12 protein-coding genes and 1 pseudogene are annotated in these 20,576 nt (G+C 38.0%); 1 reads left to right on the top strand and 12 read right to left on the bottom strand.

Annotated elements, in window-relative coordinates:
* The 5 genes and pseudogenes from ON09_RS13695 to ON09_RS13675 form a co-directional block, all read right to left on the bottom strand.
* A pseudogene (locus tag ON09_RS13695) lies at positions 1–706 on the bottom strand (polysaccharide lyase); the annotation flags it as partial.
* 384 nt (positions 707–1,090) lie between these two features.
* Positions 1,091–2,077 (bottom strand): hypothetical protein, encoded by a 987-nt coding sequence (locus tag ON09_RS13690; RefSeq protein ID WP_010601630.1) that lies wholly within the window; start codon positions 2,075–2,077, stop codon positions 1,091–1,093.
* Between the two features lie 47 nt (positions 2,078–2,124).
* On the bottom strand, positions 2,125–4,011 hold the full coding sequence (locus tag ON09_RS13685; protein WP_010601629.1) for a RagB/SusD family nutrient uptake outer membrane protein: 1,887 nt from the start codon (positions 4,009–4,011) through the stop codon (positions 2,125–2,127).
* Positions 4,012–4,021: 10 nt separating this feature from the next.
* A complete protein-coding gene (locus ON09_RS13680; protein WP_010601628.1) occupies positions 4,022–7,177 on the bottom strand; it encodes a SusC/RagA family TonB-linked outer membrane protein in 3,156 nt (1,051 codons plus the stop codon).
* 524 nt (positions 7,178–7,701) lie between these two features.
* Positions 7,702–8,370: a DUF3826 domain-containing protein gene (locus ON09_RS13675; protein WP_029204341.1), complete on the bottom strand. Its 669-nt coding sequence runs from the start codon at positions 8,368–8,370 to the stop codon at positions 7,702–7,704.
* Between the two features lie 349 nt (positions 8,371–8,719).
* On the opposite strand from ON09_RS13675, the gene ON09_RS13670 reads away from it, so the two are divergent.
* A complete protein-coding gene (locus ON09_RS13670) occupies positions 8,720–9,589 on the top strand; it encodes an AraC family transcriptional regulator (RefSeq protein ID WP_010601626.1) in 870 nt (289 codons plus the stop codon).
* Between the two features lie 145 nt (positions 9,590–9,734).
* Here ON09_RS13670 and ON09_RS13665 read toward each other — a convergent pair whose 3' ends face one another.
* From ON09_RS13665 to ON09_RS13645, 7 genes are all read right to left on the bottom strand, one after another.
* A complete protein-coding gene (locus tag ON09_RS13665; RefSeq protein WP_010601625.1) occupies positions 9,735–10,667 on the bottom strand; it encodes a dihydrodipicolinate synthase family protein in 933 nt (310 codons plus the stop codon).
* 50 nt (positions 10,668–10,717) lie between these two features.
* Positions 10,718–11,398: a sodium:solute symporter family transporter gene (locus ON09_RS26110; RefSeq protein WP_238533682.1), complete on the bottom strand. Its 681-nt coding sequence runs from the start codon at positions 11,396–11,398 to the stop codon at positions 10,718–10,720.
* On the bottom strand, positions 11,376–12,287 hold the full coding sequence (locus ON09_RS26105; protein WP_238533681.1) for a sodium:solute symporter family transporter: 912 nt from the start codon (positions 12,285–12,287) through the stop codon (positions 11,376–11,378). Before ON09_RS26105 ends, ON09_RS26110 begins: the two co-directional genes overlap by 23 nt.
* 258 nt (positions 12,288–12,545) lie before the next feature.
* Positions 12,546–14,288 (bottom strand): malectin domain-containing carbohydrate-binding protein, encoded by a 1,743-nt coding sequence (locus ON09_RS26100; RefSeq protein WP_238533680.1) that lies wholly within the window; start codon positions 14,286–14,288, stop codon positions 12,546–12,548.
* A gap of 73 nt (positions 14,289–14,361) precedes the next feature.
* Positions 14,362–16,035, bottom strand: a complete 1,674-nt coding sequence (locus tag ON09_RS26095; RefSeq protein ID WP_238533679.1) for a glycoside hydrolase family 2 protein — start codon at positions 16,033–16,035, stop codon at positions 14,362–14,364.
* A gap of 46 nt (positions 16,036–16,081) precedes the next feature.
* Positions 16,082–18,895: a glycoside hydrolase family 95 protein gene (locus ON09_RS13650; protein WP_010601624.1), complete on the bottom strand. Its 2,814-nt coding sequence runs from the start codon at positions 18,893–18,895 to the stop codon at positions 16,082–16,084.
* Positions 18,896–18,898: 3 nt separating this feature from the next.
* Positions 18,899–20,491 carry a glycoside hydrolase family 28 protein gene (locus ON09_RS13645; RefSeq protein WP_010601623.1) on the bottom strand — a complete coding sequence of 531 codons (1,593 nt, stop codon included), beginning with the start codon at positions 20,489–20,491 and terminating at the stop codon, positions 18,899–18,901.
* Positions 20,492–20,576 lie beyond the last annotated feature (85 nt).

The following is a 20,576-nucleotide window of genomic DNA, read 5'->3' as shown; positions in this document are numbered from 1 at the left end:
CGATTTTGCCGGTACTATCATTGTACATGTGGCGATACATCGACATGTTTTCATCCAATCCCCAGCTTGCCGAAACGTGGTCAATCATGATATTTCCTACCGGATTACCACCAATTGCATCATCGCGACGACCTACAAAAGTTTCACCTCTGCGGAAACGCATATAGCGAACGATCACATCATGCGTATTTAACCAAACCGATTCACCTGCAACACAAACGCCATCGCCTGGTGCGGTTTGACCGGCAATAGTAATATATGGCGCACGAATAATTAATGGCGATTTTAAGCGAATAATACCCGCAACATTGAACACCACAATTCTGGCTCCGCCTTGCTCACAAGCATCACGTAAGGAACCTGGTCCACTATCATTTAAATTTTTTACAACGATTACTCTACCGCCGCGGCCACCGAAACTATAAGCGCCACCACCCTCTGCTCCCGGAAATGCCAATAGTTCTGATTGAGGTAAATCTGTAGGCCTGCCCGCCCATGGAATATACGGTTTGCCTTGCTTCGCTTCGGCTTCCATAATTGGCTTTGCCTTTTCCCATGCAATATCTGATTGACGGGTAGCTGCTTTCATAATCGAATCAGACTGTTTTTTTACATCATCAGGAATTTTGGGATATTGGGCAAAAGCTGAACCAGCTGAGAGGATTAATGCTGATGAAAATAGCAGATTTAATAAGTTCTTTTTCATTTGTGTTTTGCTCGTAAAGAAAACGAAGATTTTACCAGGAAAATTAACTGTGAAGAATTTCAAAAAGTTAATTTACAAATTGCGGCTCATTCTTTAGTATTTCTTGGTTATAAGTTTTGGTTAGAAAGTATATTATTTCAAATCTAAAAGGCTTCTGAAAATAATTAAATATAACATTTTGTCTATATTATATATCATCTTATCATAAAGGAAATCAACTTATTTTAAATCAATCTGCTTTAAGAAGCTGCGATACAAGATAGAAAAAAATTTCATATATAAATGTAACATTCTTAAATGAAAAAAGGAAGCAATCGCTGCTCCCTTTTTTTCAAACCAAATATATATAAAATTGTAGCGGTGCAAACCGCCGAGAAAAGCATTTTATCGTTGCACTTTAATGCTTACGTTGATGAACGGTCTCTTCTGCAAATCAGAAGTGTTAGTGTTAATGTATAAAATCCCATACTTACCTTCTGGTGTAAGAAAATATACTGCATTACCACCCACCAATCCATTTGCTGGAACTGTTTGTGTAGTTTCGTTAAAGGTAATTGCTCTTGCTTTAGCCAAAGTTTCTATCGAAGAACCGGAAATGGCAGTTGTTAAAAATGCATTGGCTTGGCCGGTAACAGGCTGACTAAATTTCGTAGTTCTTTTAGGATTAAAGCCGCTGATATCGTAAACCGTTAAAGGGTTAGTAGCTACACTTGGAGAGAACAAATTAACTACCCAGGTTGGTGTTTGAACGGTTGAGTTCGATCCTGGTTTTCTGTAAATACCAAAGTCTATTTTTCCGGCATTAGCTGCTGCGTTTGTGTAACTAAAACTTGTAGCATCATTTACCGAGAAGAAACTTGGTAAAGATTTTCCAACGGTATCTGGTAAATAGATATCGCGGTTAGCATAAATCATAAAACTAGGGTTCATCTCAACTGTCACTTTTTTGTATCCATCACCGATAAACACTCCTTTTTCATTCAGGGCGCAAATGCGATAACTTTGTTTACCATCACGAAGCGCAGCTGCAGGAAAGGCAGAGTTTGGCAATTTTATGATCGATGAAAAACTTCTACGTTGAGCTGGGTCAGTAATGTTAACTGTATAACGTGTGGCCTGAGCTGTACCAGCAGAAACTTCAAAAATGTAAGAATACATATCTTCTTTGGCAGAATTGATGGTAAAATCAATCCACACCTCTTCTTTATCGTTTATTACTTTATAATCGGTAACACAACGCGGATCACTATTGTTAAAAGTTACCGTTACATCTTCGAACATGTTAAATATGTTAGCGGACTCCTTTTTACAGGAGGCGAACGCAATAACACATAAAGCGATGAATAACTGATGAATATATTTAGTTTTCATTATTTTATTTTTTTTATCAGATTACTGAAACGTTTATGCTTTAAATATTAATCTAGTGGATCAAACGTACCACCGGCCCAACCTACAGTGGGAAGAATTTTGTTACCGAAACTCACAAAATCGTTGTGGAAAGTATAGAAGTAATGAAACTCAGGTACATTATACGGTAAATAAGTGGTGTTGGTGATGATCACATTTTTAAAGTATTTGGTATAAGTTGCTCTGTCATTGACATTTAGAGTTTCTCTAAATAATGTTGTACCGCCCGGAACAGTTGGATCTTCGAGCACTTTTTTATCTCTCTGATCCGATCCTGAAGGAGGGTTTACCAACTGTACTTCCAATTTAGACATATTACCTGTTAACAAGTGCATGGTGCGAGATCTTCTCAAATCTGAATTACGTTTATTTTCAAATGCAAATTCAATTTGTCTTTCGTTTAAAATTAAGTTACGTAATTGAGCAGTGCTTCCAGCCAATGCAAGTCCGTAATCTGAATCACCAGCTACCACTCCTGCTCTTACTCTGATTTGTCTAACTAAATCTTTTGCACCAGAAATATTTCCAGTTTCATTTAAACAATCGGCATAATTTAACATTACTTCTGCAAATCTAAGTTCTATCCAATCCATACCACTACCACCGCCTACAGAACTATTATAAACAGAAGCACTTGCTGTTAAACTAGGTGTAGAAAAACGTTTCACATATACCGCATTTCCACTGCTTTCACCAACTGCTAAATTGTAATTCCACTGTTTCCTAGTTGTATTTCCGCTTAATGGATAAACTGACCCATTTGTAGCAAACGTAGCTTCAAATCGAGGATCTCTATTTTGCCAAAACATCGTGGGATCATAAGGAAATGCTGTAGATGTATTTAATGGTTTTCCATCTCTCATTGGATATGCATCTAACATTTTTGTTGTTGGCATAAAGTAAGTGTTAGGACTTCCACCCTCAGAAGTCGGTCTCACACGCTGCTCGGTACCATTTCCTCTATTTGGAACTGTATTAGAATAGGTTCTAACTAAAATTGCCTCAGTATTGCTTGTACCTTCTACACGGAAAATATCTAAATAATTTGGCATCAACCTTTTCCCCGCTGCAACGCACATGTCGTAAGCTTCTTTATTAGCTGCTAAAGCATCAGTCCATCTTGAAGGTTGATAAGGGTGTTTGGCATCATTCGTTGGATTAAATTGAGGACTGGCCCAATAAAATAATACTTTTGCTTTTAAACAGGTTGCTATTAATTTAGTTATTTTACCTCTTCCATCTGCATCACCAGGATTAAAGCCTTCCAGTAGAATGATCGCATTATTTAAATCACTTAATATCGCAGCGATGCACTCTTTTGCTGGCCTTCTACCCTCATCATAAATTGTATCAGCACCTTGTGGTGTTAATGGTAGTGGAACACCACCGTACACTTTAACTAATTCAAAATAGGTAATGGCTCTTAATGCATAGTATTGTCCGAGTAATTCATTTTTTTTAGGTGTAAGCATTTTACTTCCAGGAAGATTGGCGATTGCATCATTACATCTTGCAATATCCCAATATTTGTTATTTCCTGGATTACCGCCATAGGTATTACCTGTATATCTTACGTCGTTATTTCCTAGAATACCCTGAAGTCCAAGTGCCGCTTTTGCATTATCATTACCATCCGGAAAATAATTTTCATCACTTGCATAATGCACACCATAACGGTCTGGAATTAATTGAAGTGGAAATTGATACATTGCTACATCATACACTCTGTTGAGATGTAGTTGTACCGAACCATCATTATCCCAAATGGCCTGATCGATACCACCTGTATCTGGTAATAAGAAAAATTCATCTTTGTTTACACAGGCTGGTAAAGCAGCTGCCAGAACGAAAACCAACACTGCTTTATTTATATTATTTCTAATTTGCTTAATCATTTCTCAAAAATTATAAGTTAACACTCAATCCTAAAGATAGCGTTCTCAAAATTGGGTAATCCCATGCACTTGAAGTATATGGATCTTTGTAAGGTAAAGGATTCACAATTGTCCATAGGTTATTTCCAGTTAACAAAATCCGTGCTCCACCAATGCCTAACTTGTTTGCAAAAGCCGTTGGTGCTTTATAACTTAAAGTCATCGTATTGATACGGATCATAGTACCATCAACAGCCCAGAAATCAGAGTTAATACCTAATGATGGGTCATCAAATCTAGGATATTTACCTTCCATCGGATTTTCTATGGTCCAACGATCTGTCCAAATATCTAGTGTATTTCTAGTTTTAGATGGCGCTGTCCTTGCTCTGCTATCGTAGAAAATTTTACCACCAAATCGTGCGTTAATATTTGTGTTTAAACTGAAGTTTTTATAAGTTAAGTTCAGTGTGATACCAGAAGATAAAAACGCATTGGTATTGTTATATAACGGGGATAAATCACTGTCGGAGATCACGCCATCTTGATTGGTATCTTCGTAATACAACCAACCTGCTTGTGGAATTCGATCATAAATCCTGTAATTAGGATATTTTGCCATCCAGGCATCAACTTCGCCCTGCGTTCTAAACATGCCAAGATTCCTTAACCCATAATTACTCGTGTTGTACCTACGTGGGTCAGTACCAAATAATTGTAAATTAGGAAATGTATTGTTAATCAAGTTTCCAGCAGTGTACAATACCCTGTCAGTAACTGAATTACCGTAAGAGAAGTTCATGCTTGCACTTAGGTTCCAATCTTTTGCAAGCTTGGCTTTATATCCAATACTAAACTCTGACCCCCAATTATAAAGCTGTCTGTAGTTTAACACTGGTGCTTGTGTACCGAAATATTGTGGATATTGATTGTTTGCGCCCAGTTCAAAACCATCGTAAGTGTAGTTTTGAAAAGCCTCAATACTAATGTCCAATTTGTTGTTAAACATGGAAGTTTCTAAACCAACGTTAATGGTTCTTTTCTTCTCCCATGTAATGTCAGGGTTAGCCAACCGAGAGCGGTTTAAACTATTACCATTTGTAGTTCCGTAGATATACCCATTAGTTACATCAATTTGGAATCTATCTTGCCACAAACGAACGCCAACACGATCATCCCCGGTTACACCAACGTTTGCTTTTATTTTCAAGAAATTGATGAAGCTTAGGGCATCTATATTCTTAAAGAAATTTTCCTGACTCACTACCCATCCTACTCCAATATTTGGCGATACCCCCCAACGGTTACCTAAAGCGAAATTAGATGATGCATCAATACGGGCAATACCCTCAATTAGATATTTCTTATCAAAATCATAACTGAAACGGGCAAAACCTGAGCGCTTAGATACGGCTGTTCTTTCTAAATTTGATGCTACAAGAGTATTGATGTCATAAGCAAAAAATTGATCTACACCAGGGATGAGTTGATTAGTATAGCGAACTTGCGACTGTTGAGTATTACCTTCACTCTGCTCAGCACCTGCTAAAAAACTAAAAGCATGTTTCCCAATAGTTTTATTGTATTGCAGTGTCAGAAAAAATTGATAGCTATTGTTATCACTTAAGCCAGGTGTGAAAGTTGAGTTTGCTGCACTTGTTGGTTGAAAAGTTGCTGCTGTAGCAGTTGGTAACTGATTGGTAAATAATTCCTGGTTATTACCTCTTTTCACAAAATTATACAATGTAAACGGTGGAACATATTGTGTATTCTTCGAAGATCCACTTGATTGCGATACTTGCCCACGAATGACAAGTCCTTTTAAGAATGTTGGTTCGTAAGTTAATGAGGCATTGATACGGTACGATTTATTTGAACCATTGTTGTAGTAACCAGATTCAGCAATAGCCAATGGGTTAAGATTTGCGGCGGAAACACCGGAAACAGTATAATTTACGTACCTTCCATCAATACTAATTGGAACCCATCTTGGAATGGTTATCAATCTTTCAAAAAACGGTGCGTCATTATCTTGCGCACTGTGATGCAGTTCTTTCGTTCCATAATCTACGTTAAAGTTAACGTCAGCTTTTAAGCCATTTGCTACTGTTGCAACCACACCACTTCTAAATGAATATTTATTGAATTTCATTCCTGCATAGTTGCCATTTTCCCCTTGGTAGCTTCCCCCTGCAAAAAAAGTAATCTTGTCACTACCGCCAGAAATACCGATGTTATGTCTTTGCGTACTAGCAGCTTGCCAAACTTCGTCATACCAGCTTTTGTAATCCAATGTTTTAATGTATTCTAAGTCTTCCGGAGCAAAATAATCCGATGCAGCAGCACCTTGAGAGCGGAATGTATCATTCAGTAATAATGCATGATCATATCCAGATAACATTTTTGGAACCTTTATCGCATCAGAAATACCCAAATAACCATTATAAGTAATACTTGGCTTCCCTATTCGACCTTTTTTTGTCGTTACCAATATAACTCCTTTCGCTCCAGCAGCACCATAAATTGCAGCAGAAGCATCTTTCAAGAAAGTTAAATTCTCAATCATCGAAGCATCTATATTATCAAATGCCTCTCTCGTAACCGTAATATTATCAACAACATAAAGTGGCTCAGCTGTAGTACCGGCGGCTGCAGTAGTCGTTGTAGAATTTCTAATATTTAAAGTAATCGGCGCACCCGGACGTCCTGACTCCTGACTCACACCCACACCTGCAATCCTATTTCTCAAAGCACCAGCTAAATTTGGCGCTGGAACATCCTGAATTTCAGTACCGGTGATTGTGGCCACTGACCCTAGAATTTCTGATTTTTTCTTTACTCCGTATCCGACAACAACCACATCATCTAATGCAGTATTGTCTTCTACGAAGTTTACCGTGATGTTAGTTTTACCAGATAACGGAACAATTTGACGAACATAGCCAATAAACGAGAAAACTAAAGCATCAGTAGCCGGATCGGCGATTAATGCAAACTCACCTCTATCGTTGGTGCTCACATTATTAGTTTTACCGCGTATTCCAACTGTCACTCCCGGTACGGGCTGGCCGTCCTTTTTATCAACAACTTTACCAGTAATTTGTCGCTGCTGCGCAAACAACGAAGTACTGATAATTGTCAAGAGTGCGAATACCCAAGATAATTTGCGTAAAAATTTTAAGTTCATATTTATTATTTGGTTAGTTTTTAATACTAATTATATGCAATTGTGGGTCGACCAAACCTATACTGATGTGATCTTTTTTATACAATCTATATTAAAGCTTCATTCAACTTTAAATAGCTTAGTTAATATTAGTTATCCGTTCTAGAAATGAGTGTTTGCTTTGATCAATTGATATTCCCTACACTTGTGAGTTAAACAAAGGGAGCGGTATTCTGCATAAATGCAATCACACCTCAATTTGTTTTAGTAAGACGGCTCATATCTTAGTCTATTTATTTATTATAACTGTTTGGTTAGACACTAAAATTTATGTTTTAAGAATTCACAAATTATAGTTCTTTATTAAATTTAAATTCGATTGTTATATGATTCCAGCAAAAAACTGTAACCATATTAACCTAAAGTATTTACATTTTTAATTAGGTTACAAGATAGAAATAAAATTCATATATAAATGAAATATTCTTAAATAAAAAATGTTAAAAAAATTTGGCTGCTAATTTTGATACATTAACAGCCAAGAACTAATTATTCTCAGCTTTCGCTTTTCGTCTTTTTTCCCATTCTATCCCCTCTTTTTTCAGGTCGTAACCAGCAGCAGAAAGGTAATTGTTAATTCTACCTTTATATTTCCCGAACCAGGCATGCTTTTTATCTGATGATTCAGCATCCATCGCATATTCTCGAGCTTCAGTAAGCCAAACTAAAATTTGTTTCTTTTGCGACTCTGTTAGGGTTAGAATTTCTTCCTGATAAGCTTTATATGTGATAGGTAATACATTATAAGTCATGCCATTTTTCACCAAATCAATTTGTTCTGGCGTTAAGTGTGCAGAAAGTTTAGTGATGTATTTGTTATGCAATTTCGCCAAAGATTCCATTACGCCCCTATTTTGCTTAGCCAGAGCCGAATCCCTTTCAACTTTATTACCTTCAAGTTTGCTTTTGATCTCTTTTGCTTTCAGGTCTCTGACACTGTAGATATCGTTCAGATTGCTATACTGATCTCTGATGATATCCCGAACCTTTTCAGCTTTCTTTGCATCAGCAACGCCTAAATTAGCAACTATCTTATCAGCACGCTCAGTAATTGCCTTAACGTATTTATCTTTTTCTTCTGCTGTCATTTTCTGTGCAAAAGTTGTCGCAACGCCTGAGAACATTAATAACAAGGCTAAAATTGGTAATCTCATAACTTTCTTGAATAATATTTGGTTAAATGTAATCGTTTTGAAAAGCCTAATCTCAAATGACTTAGCGTTTTCATTGATAAGCAAAAATAACAGAATTTCCTTTTGTTTTATCTATCTTGATAATTTATTAATAAATAAAAAATTTATATAGAAATAATTGAATATTCCTGGTTTAGAAAACATGAAGGCCTCTGTGTACAAAACTCAACAATCAAAAATGACATTTTATAATATTTTTTATCCAATTTTTGTATCATATTATCATCAAACTAACTAACTTTAAGCCGATTGCCAGTATGATTGCGCAATTATAAAAAAGAAGGTTGACCAAATATTTTATTCCTATTACATGAAACCTCACTTCCACAAAGTTCCGGTTACGCTGCAAAGCTCCTTTAGTATTCGTCATGACATTAATCCTGATTTCGGAAACATCTGGCACTATCATCCTGAACTGGAATTACATTATGTGATCAAAGGCGAGGGTGTGCGTTTTATCGGAGATAACATCAGCAATTTCGAGCCAGGTGAAATGATTCTTTTGGGCGAAAACTTGCCACACACCTGGCGTTGTAAGGACGAATACTTTCAAAATAATCGTGATTTAAATACTGAAGCAATGGTTATTCATTTCTTACCTGATTGTTTGGGAAAATATTTGTTAAACCTACCTGAAGCCTACCTGCTCCCTAAATTATTTGAAAAAGCGAAAAGTGGCATGGTGATTAATGGCGATACCAAAGATAAATTGGTGACGCTAATGCAATCGGCAATTGATGCCACAAATTTAGACCGTATTATCATTCTGCTATTTATATTGAAAACATTGGCAGAAACGGATGAATATGCAACTATCGTAACCAGCAAAAACACTTTTTACCAATCAAATGAATCAGAAACCTTAAGAATTAATAAAATTTGCAACTACACCTTGAGCAATTATAAAAAAGACATTACACTTGAGGAAGTTGCCTCGCTCAGTAACCTAAGCATCACCTCGTTTTGCCGATATTTTAAGTTGATGACCAAGAAAACTTTCTACGATTTTTTAATTGAGATTAGGGTTAGCCATGCCTGCAGATTACTGATTGAAAATAAATTACCTACCGAGATGATTTGTTTTGATTGCGGATTTAATAATGTTTCCAACTTCTACAGGCACTTCAAGAAGGTTACTGGCATGACGCCGCTGGATTATAAGCGTAAATATTTGAATTAGATGATTTGACGCGAGACACATAATTAACGTTTTCTAAACAATCCAATAGGAAGTTACTCTGAGCGCTTTTTTACGGCGAGGCAAGAGCAGTGCACTAGGGAGATTGCTTCGTGCCTCGCTATGACGAGATTGATCCATCTCCAAATCAGATGTAAACCTGAATATTCAGATCACTCCTCAAAAGTGTATAATCATCATACAATTTTTCAATGTCTTTGACGATGCCTGGAGTAAAGGCGCCCACATTCCGCCTGGTAAAGGTGGAAATATCCAGTCCCCTCTTTTGTAAAAAGTACTTAGATACAATGGGATAAACATGATGCATTACATCCATATTGTCGATTATAAATTGCTGAACAATTGCCACTTCATGTTTCAGAAGTTCGTTATCGTAATGGTCGCAGAGCCAAACAATCAGTTCCGGGAAATAGTTCCCCTGAATGCACGACAGACCTGAAGAACCCGCTTTCAAAGATTCTACCGCATGAGCCATGTATGCATCGTATAAACCAAAGGCATGCCCCTCAGTTAGGCTTAGTTTATCTTTAATCTGGCCGAGATCCAAACAAGTATCTTTGTGATAAATTACTCTACCTGTAACAACAAAATCAGCTAACTGTTGCGGTTTTAGCAAACGTTTATAAGGTACCGGGCACTCATAAAACCCTATTGGAATATCTGGTGTTTGATCAAGCAAATCGAAAACACGTTCATTAAATACATCATCTGTTTCATTTTCATCAGCCAACAAACTGGTAATCGCAATCACTGCTTCCACGCCCAAATCACTGATCTTCTTTACAAAATCGGCTTGTTTGGAGATCGCACCGCCAAAAGTTCCGGTGGCCACCACAGGAACAGCACCATTCGTAATTTTAATTACATGTTTAATAGCTTGAATACGTTCCTCATCAGATAACTCAAACATTTCACTCGATAAGCAATTCGCAAATAAACCTGAAGCACCGGCCTGTAAATAAATTTCAGTTAACTGCGTTAGTGCCGGATAATCGATGTTTCCATTGCTCAGAAAAGGTGTGAGCATAACCGGAATGAAGCCTTTTTGTGCGTGTTCCATCTGTTAGATAAATAAGTTTGTAACTATTGTTAACGGCTATAGTGCTGTTTTTAATTTTGCTTTTTAAGCTTTGTCAAGAAAATCCCCACCAGAAATATGGTTAAAGTTCCAACTACAATGATCATGTTTTTATGCAGCGGATTACGAAAAGCTTCATATTCGGCTGGGAGAAGTGATGAAAATGTCATCCAAATAATGACAACAATACCGATAATGGTAGCCATAATTGCCTCGTGATTTTTGGTTTGCTTACTCACTATTCCAAGTAAAAATAGCCCGAGCATACCTGCTGCAAAAATCCCTGATAGTTCCCACCAAACATCCAGAATACTTTTTACGCCAATCATGGCAATTCCTGCAATCATGCCAAGCAAACCAAAGCCTACGGTTGCGATATGGAGCATGGATAGGTTTTGCTTTTCGGTAACGTTAGGTTTAAAATATCTTTTATAAATATCAACCGAAAATACTGTTGCTGAAGCGTTCATTCCTGAACTGATCGTACTCATAGCCGCAGATAAAATCGCAGAAACAATTAAACCAACTAATCCGGCAGGAATTTTCGTCACCATAAAATGAGGCATGATCTTATCACCGTAATCTGATGGCAGAAGTGAATTTTGCAATTTCAAAATCTCTGTAGCCGAAGCCCCTGGTGGAAGTCTCTCTATTGCAACCTGATGTTTGATCGATTGAACCAAATCGGGATTAACTTCGTAATAAGCGAACAAGCAAGATCCGATTATAAAAAAAAGTAAGCGAAGCTGGAATATATAACCAAACGCATAACCAGATTGATTTTGATGCGGCATTGCCTGACGATGCCGTATGATATCGCTGGATATAATTTTGGTCCATACCAAAGTTGTTCAGGTTTATAAAAAAACCGTAGAGCAACACTACCCAAAATGAAGAACCTGCAAAATCTAATTTGAAACTTCCTAAACTAAACTTATCAGCTGTCTTTCCAATCTCTACAATTTTAGTTACACCGCCTGGCATATTACTGATGATTAAATAAAGGATGAGTAAAGCACCCAGTGTTTTTACAACTGCCTGTACAACTTCTGTCCATATCACAGCCTCAATTCCTCCCAAAACAGTGTAAAAGATAATGCATACGCCCATCACAATCATGATCATCTGCATAGAATATCCTGTTAGCGCTTGTAAGCTTAAGGCGATGCCAAAAAATATGGAACCCATCCTGGCGAGCTGGGTAAGCAAAAAGCAGATTACGGCATAAACCCGTGCCCAGGCGCCAAAGCGTTTTTCTAGATGGGTATAGGCTGATATTTCTCCTGTACTTCTATAGAAAGGAACAAAATATTTTGATGCTACCCAAGCCGCCAAGGGCATAGAAATACTAAATACAAAAGCATTCCAATTTCCACCGAAAGCTTTCCCGGGAACACCCAAAAAAGTATTGCTGCTTAAAAATGTTGCATAAATGGATAAACCTATTGCCCATCCGGGAATGAGGCCCGAAGCTTTTGTGAAAGCTTCAGAGTTTTTATTTTTTCTTGAAAAATAAATCCCAACTAATATCATCCCAACGAGGTAAATGAAGATAATCGCAAGATCGAAAATCGGAAGACCTTTCATTACTTGTTGGCTCATTATTAATTTGGTTAAAACAAATATGCATTTCTAAACATCGCCAATTGTATAAGATTTTGGCTTAATGTTGTATGTTCTTTTCTTGTTGTAGATTAGGATTGAAAGTTGCAGGTTAAGGGTTGAAAGTTAAATGTTAAAAGTTATAGGTTGCAGGTTGCAAGTTTTAAATTCAGCAATAAGAAAAACTTCATATTCAAAATCCTGTTTTCCAGCGTTTAATAATATCTAAAATTAAAACTTACAACTTTTAACCATAAACTATTGTACATCCAGCGCATCAACAGTTAAACCTTTAGCTTCTATTGCTGTTAAACGTACCTTGTAACTCCCCGCATTTATCATACTACCTGTACTCGTGTTCAGATAATTCCATTTTCCAGCCTTCGTTGGCGCAAATTCAGCCTGCTCAGTCCGCATTAACGTTCCATCGGCAGAAAAGAACTCTATTTTTGCTTTTAAAGGTTGAGCTATTGGGTTGTGATATTTTATCGTAAGTGAATAGGTATCGGCAACGCCCACACCAATTGACCATTCTAAAATACCACCTACATTTTCTTTAAAAATCACACGAGGTTTATCCATCAAATCCTGACGAACAATGCTTTGCCCCATTAATTTAGCATCTGTAGCTTTATAACTCGTTACTGTTTTTAAATCGTAGGCTGGCTCGAGTTCGCTTGGTGAAGCAACCGCTAATGCAACTATTCTGCCATCTAAAACTACTTTTTCATTTGCCTTAAATCTTTTTCGATAAATATTAGTCTTTTCTCCTGCACTATTTTCGATCTGCATTTTAGTATCCTCCATTGATACTGGTTGTTGCCCGCCGGCAGAGAAACCGACAAAAACATCGGCTTCTGTATTAACACTAAAGGTTAATTGCTTTATATTTTTGTTAACCTGAATGTACTCTGCCCCGTATAGATTTGATGGCAATGCAGTAAATGTTTCTGGTGAATCTGTAAATTGTTTGTCACCAATATCCATCCAACTGTTCAATTTATAATCATTACTTGGTTGAATATTGACGATGGAATTGCTCTGATCTTGTGGCACTTTAATATGATCTAAACTGGCAATCGCAATGGCAGAAATTATGGCTTGCCCAACTTTAACCTGAGGAAATGAGACTACCAACTGTCCTGCTTTACTGTAAGCTTTTACGGTTTTTTTCAGTAGTCTGTTCGCCCCAACTTCCTTCCAAATATCTAAATCTTTTAAAACCGTTTTATCGTTGATAGCCACATCAAATATTCTCATTTTTTCAGCGTTCATACCTCCACCGATACCTAACCAAGGCTCGATGAAATATAATTCAACTAAGTATTCACCATCTTTAGGGACAGGAAAGCTAAACTTTAACTGATCTCTTCCATATCTGAAAGATTGAAAAAGTTTCCAATCAGCACTTCCACCAATGGGAGAAAATGTTCTCCGCTGACTGGCAAAGAAAGCCGGCACACCAGGAAATTCCGAGGTCCACGAAGTGGAACCATAGTGATTATAATTAGCAGATAATTGCTGATCAGCAAGCCATTGATTTCCTAAATGATCCTGGTAAGTCGGACCACCACAATTTAATCTATACAAGTAATGATAATTTTTTTGTGCTGCTAAAACGTTTGTAGCTTCAATTAAACGTTCAAAATTTGGTGATTTAGGCAAACTATTTAGCACGATCTGATCTTTAGCAACCACTTTTCCATCAACATAACCCACTGCATAAAGTACATTGTATTTGATGTTTGGCTTGTTCCATTGAAAATGCGTTCCAATCACACCACGTTTTTGCTTCCCTAAAGATTGTCCGTCTACATCATTAAACAGTTCTACTTCATCACAATTTGAATAAACAACCACGCTATCTTTTATTCCGGGCTGGTTCCATCGGCTTGGCCAGGTATGCGATACAATGTAAACCATTGGCTCCGTTTTCTTCGGTGCATAATTGGCCCTGAACATATAGAAAACATCAGTTGGTTCTTCCCAGGGCGTAAACATCCCTTTATAATTCACCGGACCAACGCGATCCAGATCACGTAATCCCTCGCCACCTTGTACACGACCAGGATTATCATGCGAACTGTAAAGCCAGAAAAAAATGTCCTGCTGTTTGATCCTTAACGGTTTCTGCCAAACGCACTTTAGTTTCCATCAAATCGGTCATTTTATTTTCCGTGTAACCTTTTCCATTTGCATCAGCCTCATGCAAATCAATGGTTCGCCATGCGCCATACTCTCCTACCAATACCTGCCTTTTTAAATCTTCACCATAAGTTAAAGGGTTGCCCCCATAAGTCCCAGTCCAGTTTTGAGGCACATCCCAATCGGTGCCCTTACCTCCATTACAGGTGGTCACTTTTCTTTGTGATGACGCAGTCGGATCAAGCCTGCGAATGAGTTCCGTACATTCTTTAGCAAAATCTTCAGGCAATGTGCTTTCATTTTCCAAACCCCACAAAACTACCGCCGGACTATTCCTGCGTTCTTTTACCCAATCCGTGAGAAGTGATTTGAAATTTTTCCTGAACTCAGGCGTATCATACCAAATGTGTGCGGCCATCTGTGTCCAGCATAAAATACCTTCTTTATCCCAATAGTCAGAATATAACAGATTATGCGGTTGATGAGCATCGCGAAAAGCATTAAAACCTGTCGATTTGATTTGCATCACCCTGGAATGAATTTGTTCATTGGTAAAGGCGTGGCTTTGGCCAATAAGATGTTCATATTCAGCTATACCATTTATGAAAACGGGCTTTCCGTTTAACAGGAATACTTTTTGATTGGCCTGATCACCAATCGGCCAACTGATCCATCGGATACCATAAGGCGTTTTCAACACATCAACTACTTTTCCATTTTCTATGATGGAGGTTTTTAAAGTATAGAGATACGGATTTTCTAAAGACCACAATTTGGGATTTAAAATTTCATCTGTTTGCTGTGTAACATCTAAGGTTTTTCCTGCCGGAAGATTGATTTTTTTAGATAACGACTTCTCAGTATTTCCTTTAGCATCCAGTAACTGATTGAGCACCGTAAGGGATCTGCTATTCGCAGAATAATTTTTTAAGGTAGTTACAAAGTTTAAGACCGCTGATTTTTCGGAGATCTGATTATCATTCCAAATGTGAACGCCAAATGGTTCGATACGTACATCATTGGTTATAACTAAATGCACCGGACGAAAAATGCCCATTGGCTGAGAGCCTTCAGAAAAACCTCGTTCGGTTGAGCAACCACCATCTACCCACGGCAAATCCTGAATATTTGCAGGATGATCTGCCCTTACTGCCAAAAGGTTATCCTCATTATTCAACTTAATTGTTGCGGTAACATCCAATGTAAATGTTGTTCTTCCGCCGGCATGATAACCGATTTGTTTTCCATTCAGCCAAATCGTGGCATATGAACCCACGCCTTCGAAATAAAGAAAAAACCGTTTACCTGATTTCGCTTCATTGCTTTTAAAAGTTTTTCGATACCAGGCGTAACCATGCTTATTGCCATGAAGCTTACGTTGATAGCCTTCGTATTGATCCCAATTATGCGGCACATTTACCTTTTTCCAATTGGAAATTTTATAGCCAGAAGATTGAAAACCATTATAAGCTGCGATGTTTTTTTCATCAGCAATGGTTTCCCAGTTTGCGTTAAGAGAAATATCTTTCCGAAGACTTTGCGCATAAGTATTCGATAGTAAACACAGAAAAAAGATGGTAAATAATGTCTTTTCGTTCTTCATAAAACAATCCTCTGCCGTTAATATTTTTTTGGCAATATTGAGTCGATTAAAATTTCAATTCTCCGTTCAATTTATAGCTTCCTCCAGCTTCTGTATTGAACTCAATTTCTTTATCAAGATATTTCATCTTGCATTTTTCTCCTCTAAGTGATTTAAGAAGAATTGACTTCAACTTTCCTCCACCCCAAATCAAACCTACTTCAAAACCACCTCTAGCCATTAATCCACTAACATTTCCATTCGGAATTTCGGTTGGTAATGCAGGCAAAATATCGATGTAACCCTGATGACTTTGTAAAATCAGCTCTGCGATTCCGGCAGCGCCCCCGAAATTTCCATCGATTTGAAATGGCGGGTGGGCATCAAATAAATTAACGTAAGAACCGGCACCACTATTCGCAGGCTTCATTAGCATTTTAATTAACTTCATGGCGTGATCGCCATCTTTAAATCTGGCCCAGAAATTAATTTTCCAAGCCAGGCTCCAGCCAGTAGCTTCATCGCCGCGATAAAGCAAAGATTGTTTCGCAGCATCCATCATCTTTGGATCACTCTTCCAGGTAATATCATCGCCAGGATAAACGCCCCACAAATGTGAAACATGACGGTGCTTATTCGTAGTATCATCTTTATCTTCCCGCCACTCTTGCAATTGCCCATATTTACCAATCTGATTAGGAGCAATTTGCTTCATTTTAGCCTGCAAAATCGTACGAAAATCAGCGTCAACATTTAAAATTTCCGTGGCAGCAATGCAATTCTTAAACAATGATCGTATGATTTGATGGTCCATCGTTGGACCGGCGACTAATCCCCCATTTTCAGGAGAATTTGAGGGTGTACTGATTAGCCAGCCGGTTTTTGGATCTTTTATCAAAAAGGCATCGAAAAACAGCGCAGCCTGTTTCATCAAAGGATAAGCTTCATTTCTTAAAAATGTCTGGTCGCCAGTAAAGGCATAATGCTCCCACAAGTGTTGACTGAGCCAGGCCGCACCGGTAACCCAGATGCCGTGGTTGGAAGCGTTAATTGGCGCTGTCCCATTCCATAAATCGGTATTGTGATGCAACACCCAGCCAGGAGTATTGTAATATTCTTTTGCTGTTTCGGTTCCAGTTTTTGCTAATCCATTAATTTTATTGAATAATGGCTCGTTTAAAGCTGATAGATTTAAAACTTCTGCTGGCCAGTAGTTCATTTCCATGTTGATATTAGTAGTGTATTTACTGCCCCACGGTGGAGTTAATAAATCATTCCAAATACCTTGAAGATTGGCTGGTTGTGTACCCGGCCGAGAACTTGAGATAAGCAAGTAACGGCCATACTGCATGTATAAGGCTGCAAATCCGGGATCATTTGAAGTTGCAAACTTATTCAATCGCTCATTTGTAGGAAGATTTTCTTTACCTGATTGGCCAAAATCTACATGGAATTTATTGTAATAACTTTGGTATTCCTTAATGTGTCTATTTTTAATTTCAGCAGACGTTTTATCAGTAACGGTATTCAACGCCTTTATATTGGCAGCAGCCGGATCTCCGGATACATCCTGGGCATTGATAAAATTGGTTCCGGCGGTGAGATAAAGCGTCACTTCATCAGCTTTGCTGATACTAATTTTATTATTGAGCACCTTTACGGCACCATTTTTTATTACAGCGGTTAAGCGGCTTTCGCCCTTTAATGCACCATCTTTTACCTGTACGGAAAGTGAAATAGTGTTTTTCCCCAATGCCTTTATACCTGATTGCTGATGCAGACTTGACAAGGCTGCAGTTAAACTGATTGATGCTTTTTTATCGGCACTGAGATGAATCACGATCGACTGGTTGGGCTGGCTGGCAAAATACTCCCGGGTATAATTTACGCCAGCAATCGTATAGTTGGTACGGGCAATGGCGGTGGTTAGATCTAAGGAGCGTTTGTATTTAGTAATCAAACCCTTGTGCTGAAATGCAAGATTTAAATCGCCAAATGGCTGATAACTGGCCTGATATTGTGCTACCGCTGGAGGACTTTGATTTTGAATTTTATATTTCCAGGGTTTGACAAGCGATATTCCCTGCTCCACTTTTGAACCAACGGTGTAGATTCCGATTTTTTTGGTGGTATCTTTATAACCGCCAATTCCACCACGATCGTAATAATTTAGCACCTGAATGGCAATTACATTCTTCCCATGTTTAACTAATTTGGCTGGAATGATATATTTTCTAGCTTCTGTGCCATCCGTGTTGCCAACCAATTGCCCGTTGACATAAGTAAAATCCTGATCAAAAATTTTGTTTAAATCAAGCACTAAATCTTTGCCAGTCCAGTTCTGAGGCGCATCAAAAGTGGTTCTAAACCAAACTGCACCATCTATATTCTCCAGGCCAACTGTTTCCCAACCTTCGTAAGATGGAACGGCAATTGTCTTCCAAAGTTTGTCGTCAAAATCAGTTGAGGCAGGATTTCCAGAAATTCCTGTTCCTGCTTTCATGTCCGCAATCCAGGCTTCCCGATTCCCAGGCTCACTTTGTAAACCCATAAATTCTTTTTGTGCCAGTACTTCTGCTTCCTTCTGTTTTCCCTCAAAAAGTAATTTTCTAATTTCCGCAAGATATTTATAGGCACCTTTGCGATTGTAATTTCGAGGTTTCCCTGTCCAAAGTGTTTCTTCGTTAAACTGAATATGATCGTTTTCTACACCAGCAAAAACCATTGCGCCTAACCTGCCGTTACCAATCGGTAAAGCGTCTGTCCACTTTTCGGCAGGTTGATTATACCACAATTGCTGATTGCTATTTTGCGCCCTAAGAGATAAAGCAAGCGTAGATATGGTAACAGCAACAATAAAAAACTTCGAATTAAACCTCATCAATTACTGCCCTTTATCTCCAGAAACATAATCGATAGATTCAAAAACATCTTTCTCTTTCTTTACACCTACTCTGGCGTTTCTGAAGTTATTATTGCCTAAAGAAATATTTTTTGTTCCCGCACCGCTCAATCTTAAATAATTTGCTGTACCCGAAATCGGGAATGAGTTATACAGAAACAAATCACTTACATTTTTCAAATCAATAACTGCAGCATTATTGTGCGGCGTATAGGTTTTTAGTCCATCAACCACCAAATTGTTTACTCTCGACGCTTTGAGAGATGGACCTAATTCAGTGTTTACCTGAACGTTATGAAATTCTATTCTGTTCGAAAAACTGATATCAAAACCGGTTTTAGCCTCCATATTAATATCATTGAATGTGATATTTTCAATTGGCATTTCCTCCAGACCATTTAAATAAGCAGCCTGGTTAACTTGACCGGTGATGTTACTAAAATGGATATTTCTGAATTTAGGTGTACGATCTGAAACCGGCTGAACATTGGTTTTTGCATACTGCATATCCAAAACAATGGCCTGCTGTTTAATATCTTTCATGATGATATTGCTCACGCGAATTTCTTCTACAATACCACCTCTTCCTCTTGCTGTTTTAATCCTGATTCCGCGATCAGTTCCATCAAATACGCAATTTGAAATCGTAATTTTACGAACATCGCCAGACATTTCGCTGCCAATAACTACTCCACCGTGGCCTGATAACATTGTACAATTAGTAATTACGTAGTTTTCTGCTGGTATAGCCATCCTTCTGCCAGGCTCGTCTTTTCCTGATTTAATGGTGATGCAATCATCTCCTACGCTAATGTGGCAATCAGAAATGTGAACGTTTTTACAAGACTCCGGATTAATCCCGTCCGTATTTGGGGAATGAGGATTGTTAATGGTCACGGCATGAATTTTAACATTTTCACTAAATTCCGGATTAACCGTCCAAAAAGGAGAATTCCTGATGGTGATTCCATCAATTAAAACATTTTTGCAAAACATGGTTTGAATAAAAGGTGGACGAAGAAAACCACGTTTCATCTGCTTCGGATCATCAGGCAGAACAATGTCTTTATTCAGCTTATCAAACTCATACTGCCATTTGGAGCGGGCCTGACCTTCTTTATAACCTTCAACAAAATCCCACCATTTTTTACCATGCCCATCTATAAGTCCACGACCGATAATCGAAATATTCTCAGCTTTGTAGGCATAAAAAAGCGGTGAAAAACTTTTCACATCAACCCCCTCATACCTGCTTTCAACCATTGGCAAATAATCATCAAAGTTATCGCTAAAATGCAATTCAGCTCCAGCATCGATGAAAATGGTTATGTTACTTTTTAAATGAATGGCTCCGGTTAGATATTTACCTGCGGGAAAATACACGGTTCCGCCTCCTGCCTTTGAAGCTGCATCTATTGCTTTTTTAATGGCTACGGTAGCTAATTTACTGCTATCATTTTTTGCGCCGTATTTGGTAACATTGTAATATGACTGTGCCTGAGCTGAAGTAAAAATTACAACCAAAACAATTAAGGTTGACCAGAATTTCACAGCACTTACTAGATTTTTAAACATGGTAATTTCTTTTTACTAACTGATTGGAACTTTTACAGGTTTTAATCCACTTGAACGATAGATTTGCTTGCCATCCACGAAAATC

This window comes from Pedobacter agri PB92 (assembly GCF_000258495.1).
GTDB classification, from domain to species: domain Bacteria; phylum Bacteroidota; class Bacteroidia; order Sphingobacteriales; family Sphingobacteriaceae; genus Pedobacter; species Pedobacter agri.
Note: the sequence above shows the minus strand (reverse complement) of the source record. Positions and strands in the feature narration are given on the sequence as shown.

Bases quoted from the DNA above. Each gene is read 5' to 3' on its own strand.
- ON09_RS13685 (WP_010601629.1), bottom strand. From the start codon at position 4,011: ATGATTAAGCAAATTAGAAATAATATAAATAAAGCAGTGTTGGTTTTC.
- ON09_RS26100 (WP_238533680.1), bottom strand. From the start codon at position 14,288: ATGTTTACGCCCTGGGAAGAACCAACTGATGTTTTCTATATGTTCAGG.
- ON09_RS26105 (WP_238533681.1), bottom strand. From the start codon at position 12,287: ATGAGCCAACAAGTAATGAAAGGTCTTCCGATTTTCGATCTTGCGATT.
- ON09_RS13645 (WP_010601623.1), bottom strand. From the start codon at position 20,491: ATGTTTAAAAATCTAGTAAGTGCTGTGAAATTCTGGTCAACCTTAATT.
- ON09_RS13675 (WP_029204341.1), bottom strand. From the start codon at position 8,370: ATGAGATTACCAATTTTAGCCTTGTTATTAATGTTCTCAGGCGTTGCG.
- ON09_RS13670 (WP_010601626.1), top strand. From the start codon at position 8,720: ATGAAACCTCACTTCCACAAAGTTCCGGTTACGCTGCAAAGCTCCTTT.
- ON09_RS13680 (WP_010601628.1), bottom strand. From the start codon at position 7,177: ATGAACTTAAAATTTTTACGCAAATTATCTTGGGTATTCGCACTCTTG.
- ON09_RS13665 (WP_010601625.1), bottom strand. From the start codon at position 10,667: ATGGAACACGCACAAAAAGGCTTCATTCCGGTTATGCTCACACCTTTT.
- ON09_RS13690 (WP_010601630.1), bottom strand. From the start codon at position 2,077: ATGAAAACTAAATATATTCATCAGTTATTCATCGCTTTATGTGTTATT.
- ON09_RS13650 (WP_010601624.1), bottom strand. From the start codon at position 18,895: ATGAGGTTTAATTCGAAGTTTTTTATTGTTGCTGTTACCATATCTACG.
- ON09_RS26095 (WP_238533679.1), bottom strand. From the start codon at position 16,035: ATGAAGAACGAAAAGACATTATTTACCATCTTTTTTCTGTGTTTACTA.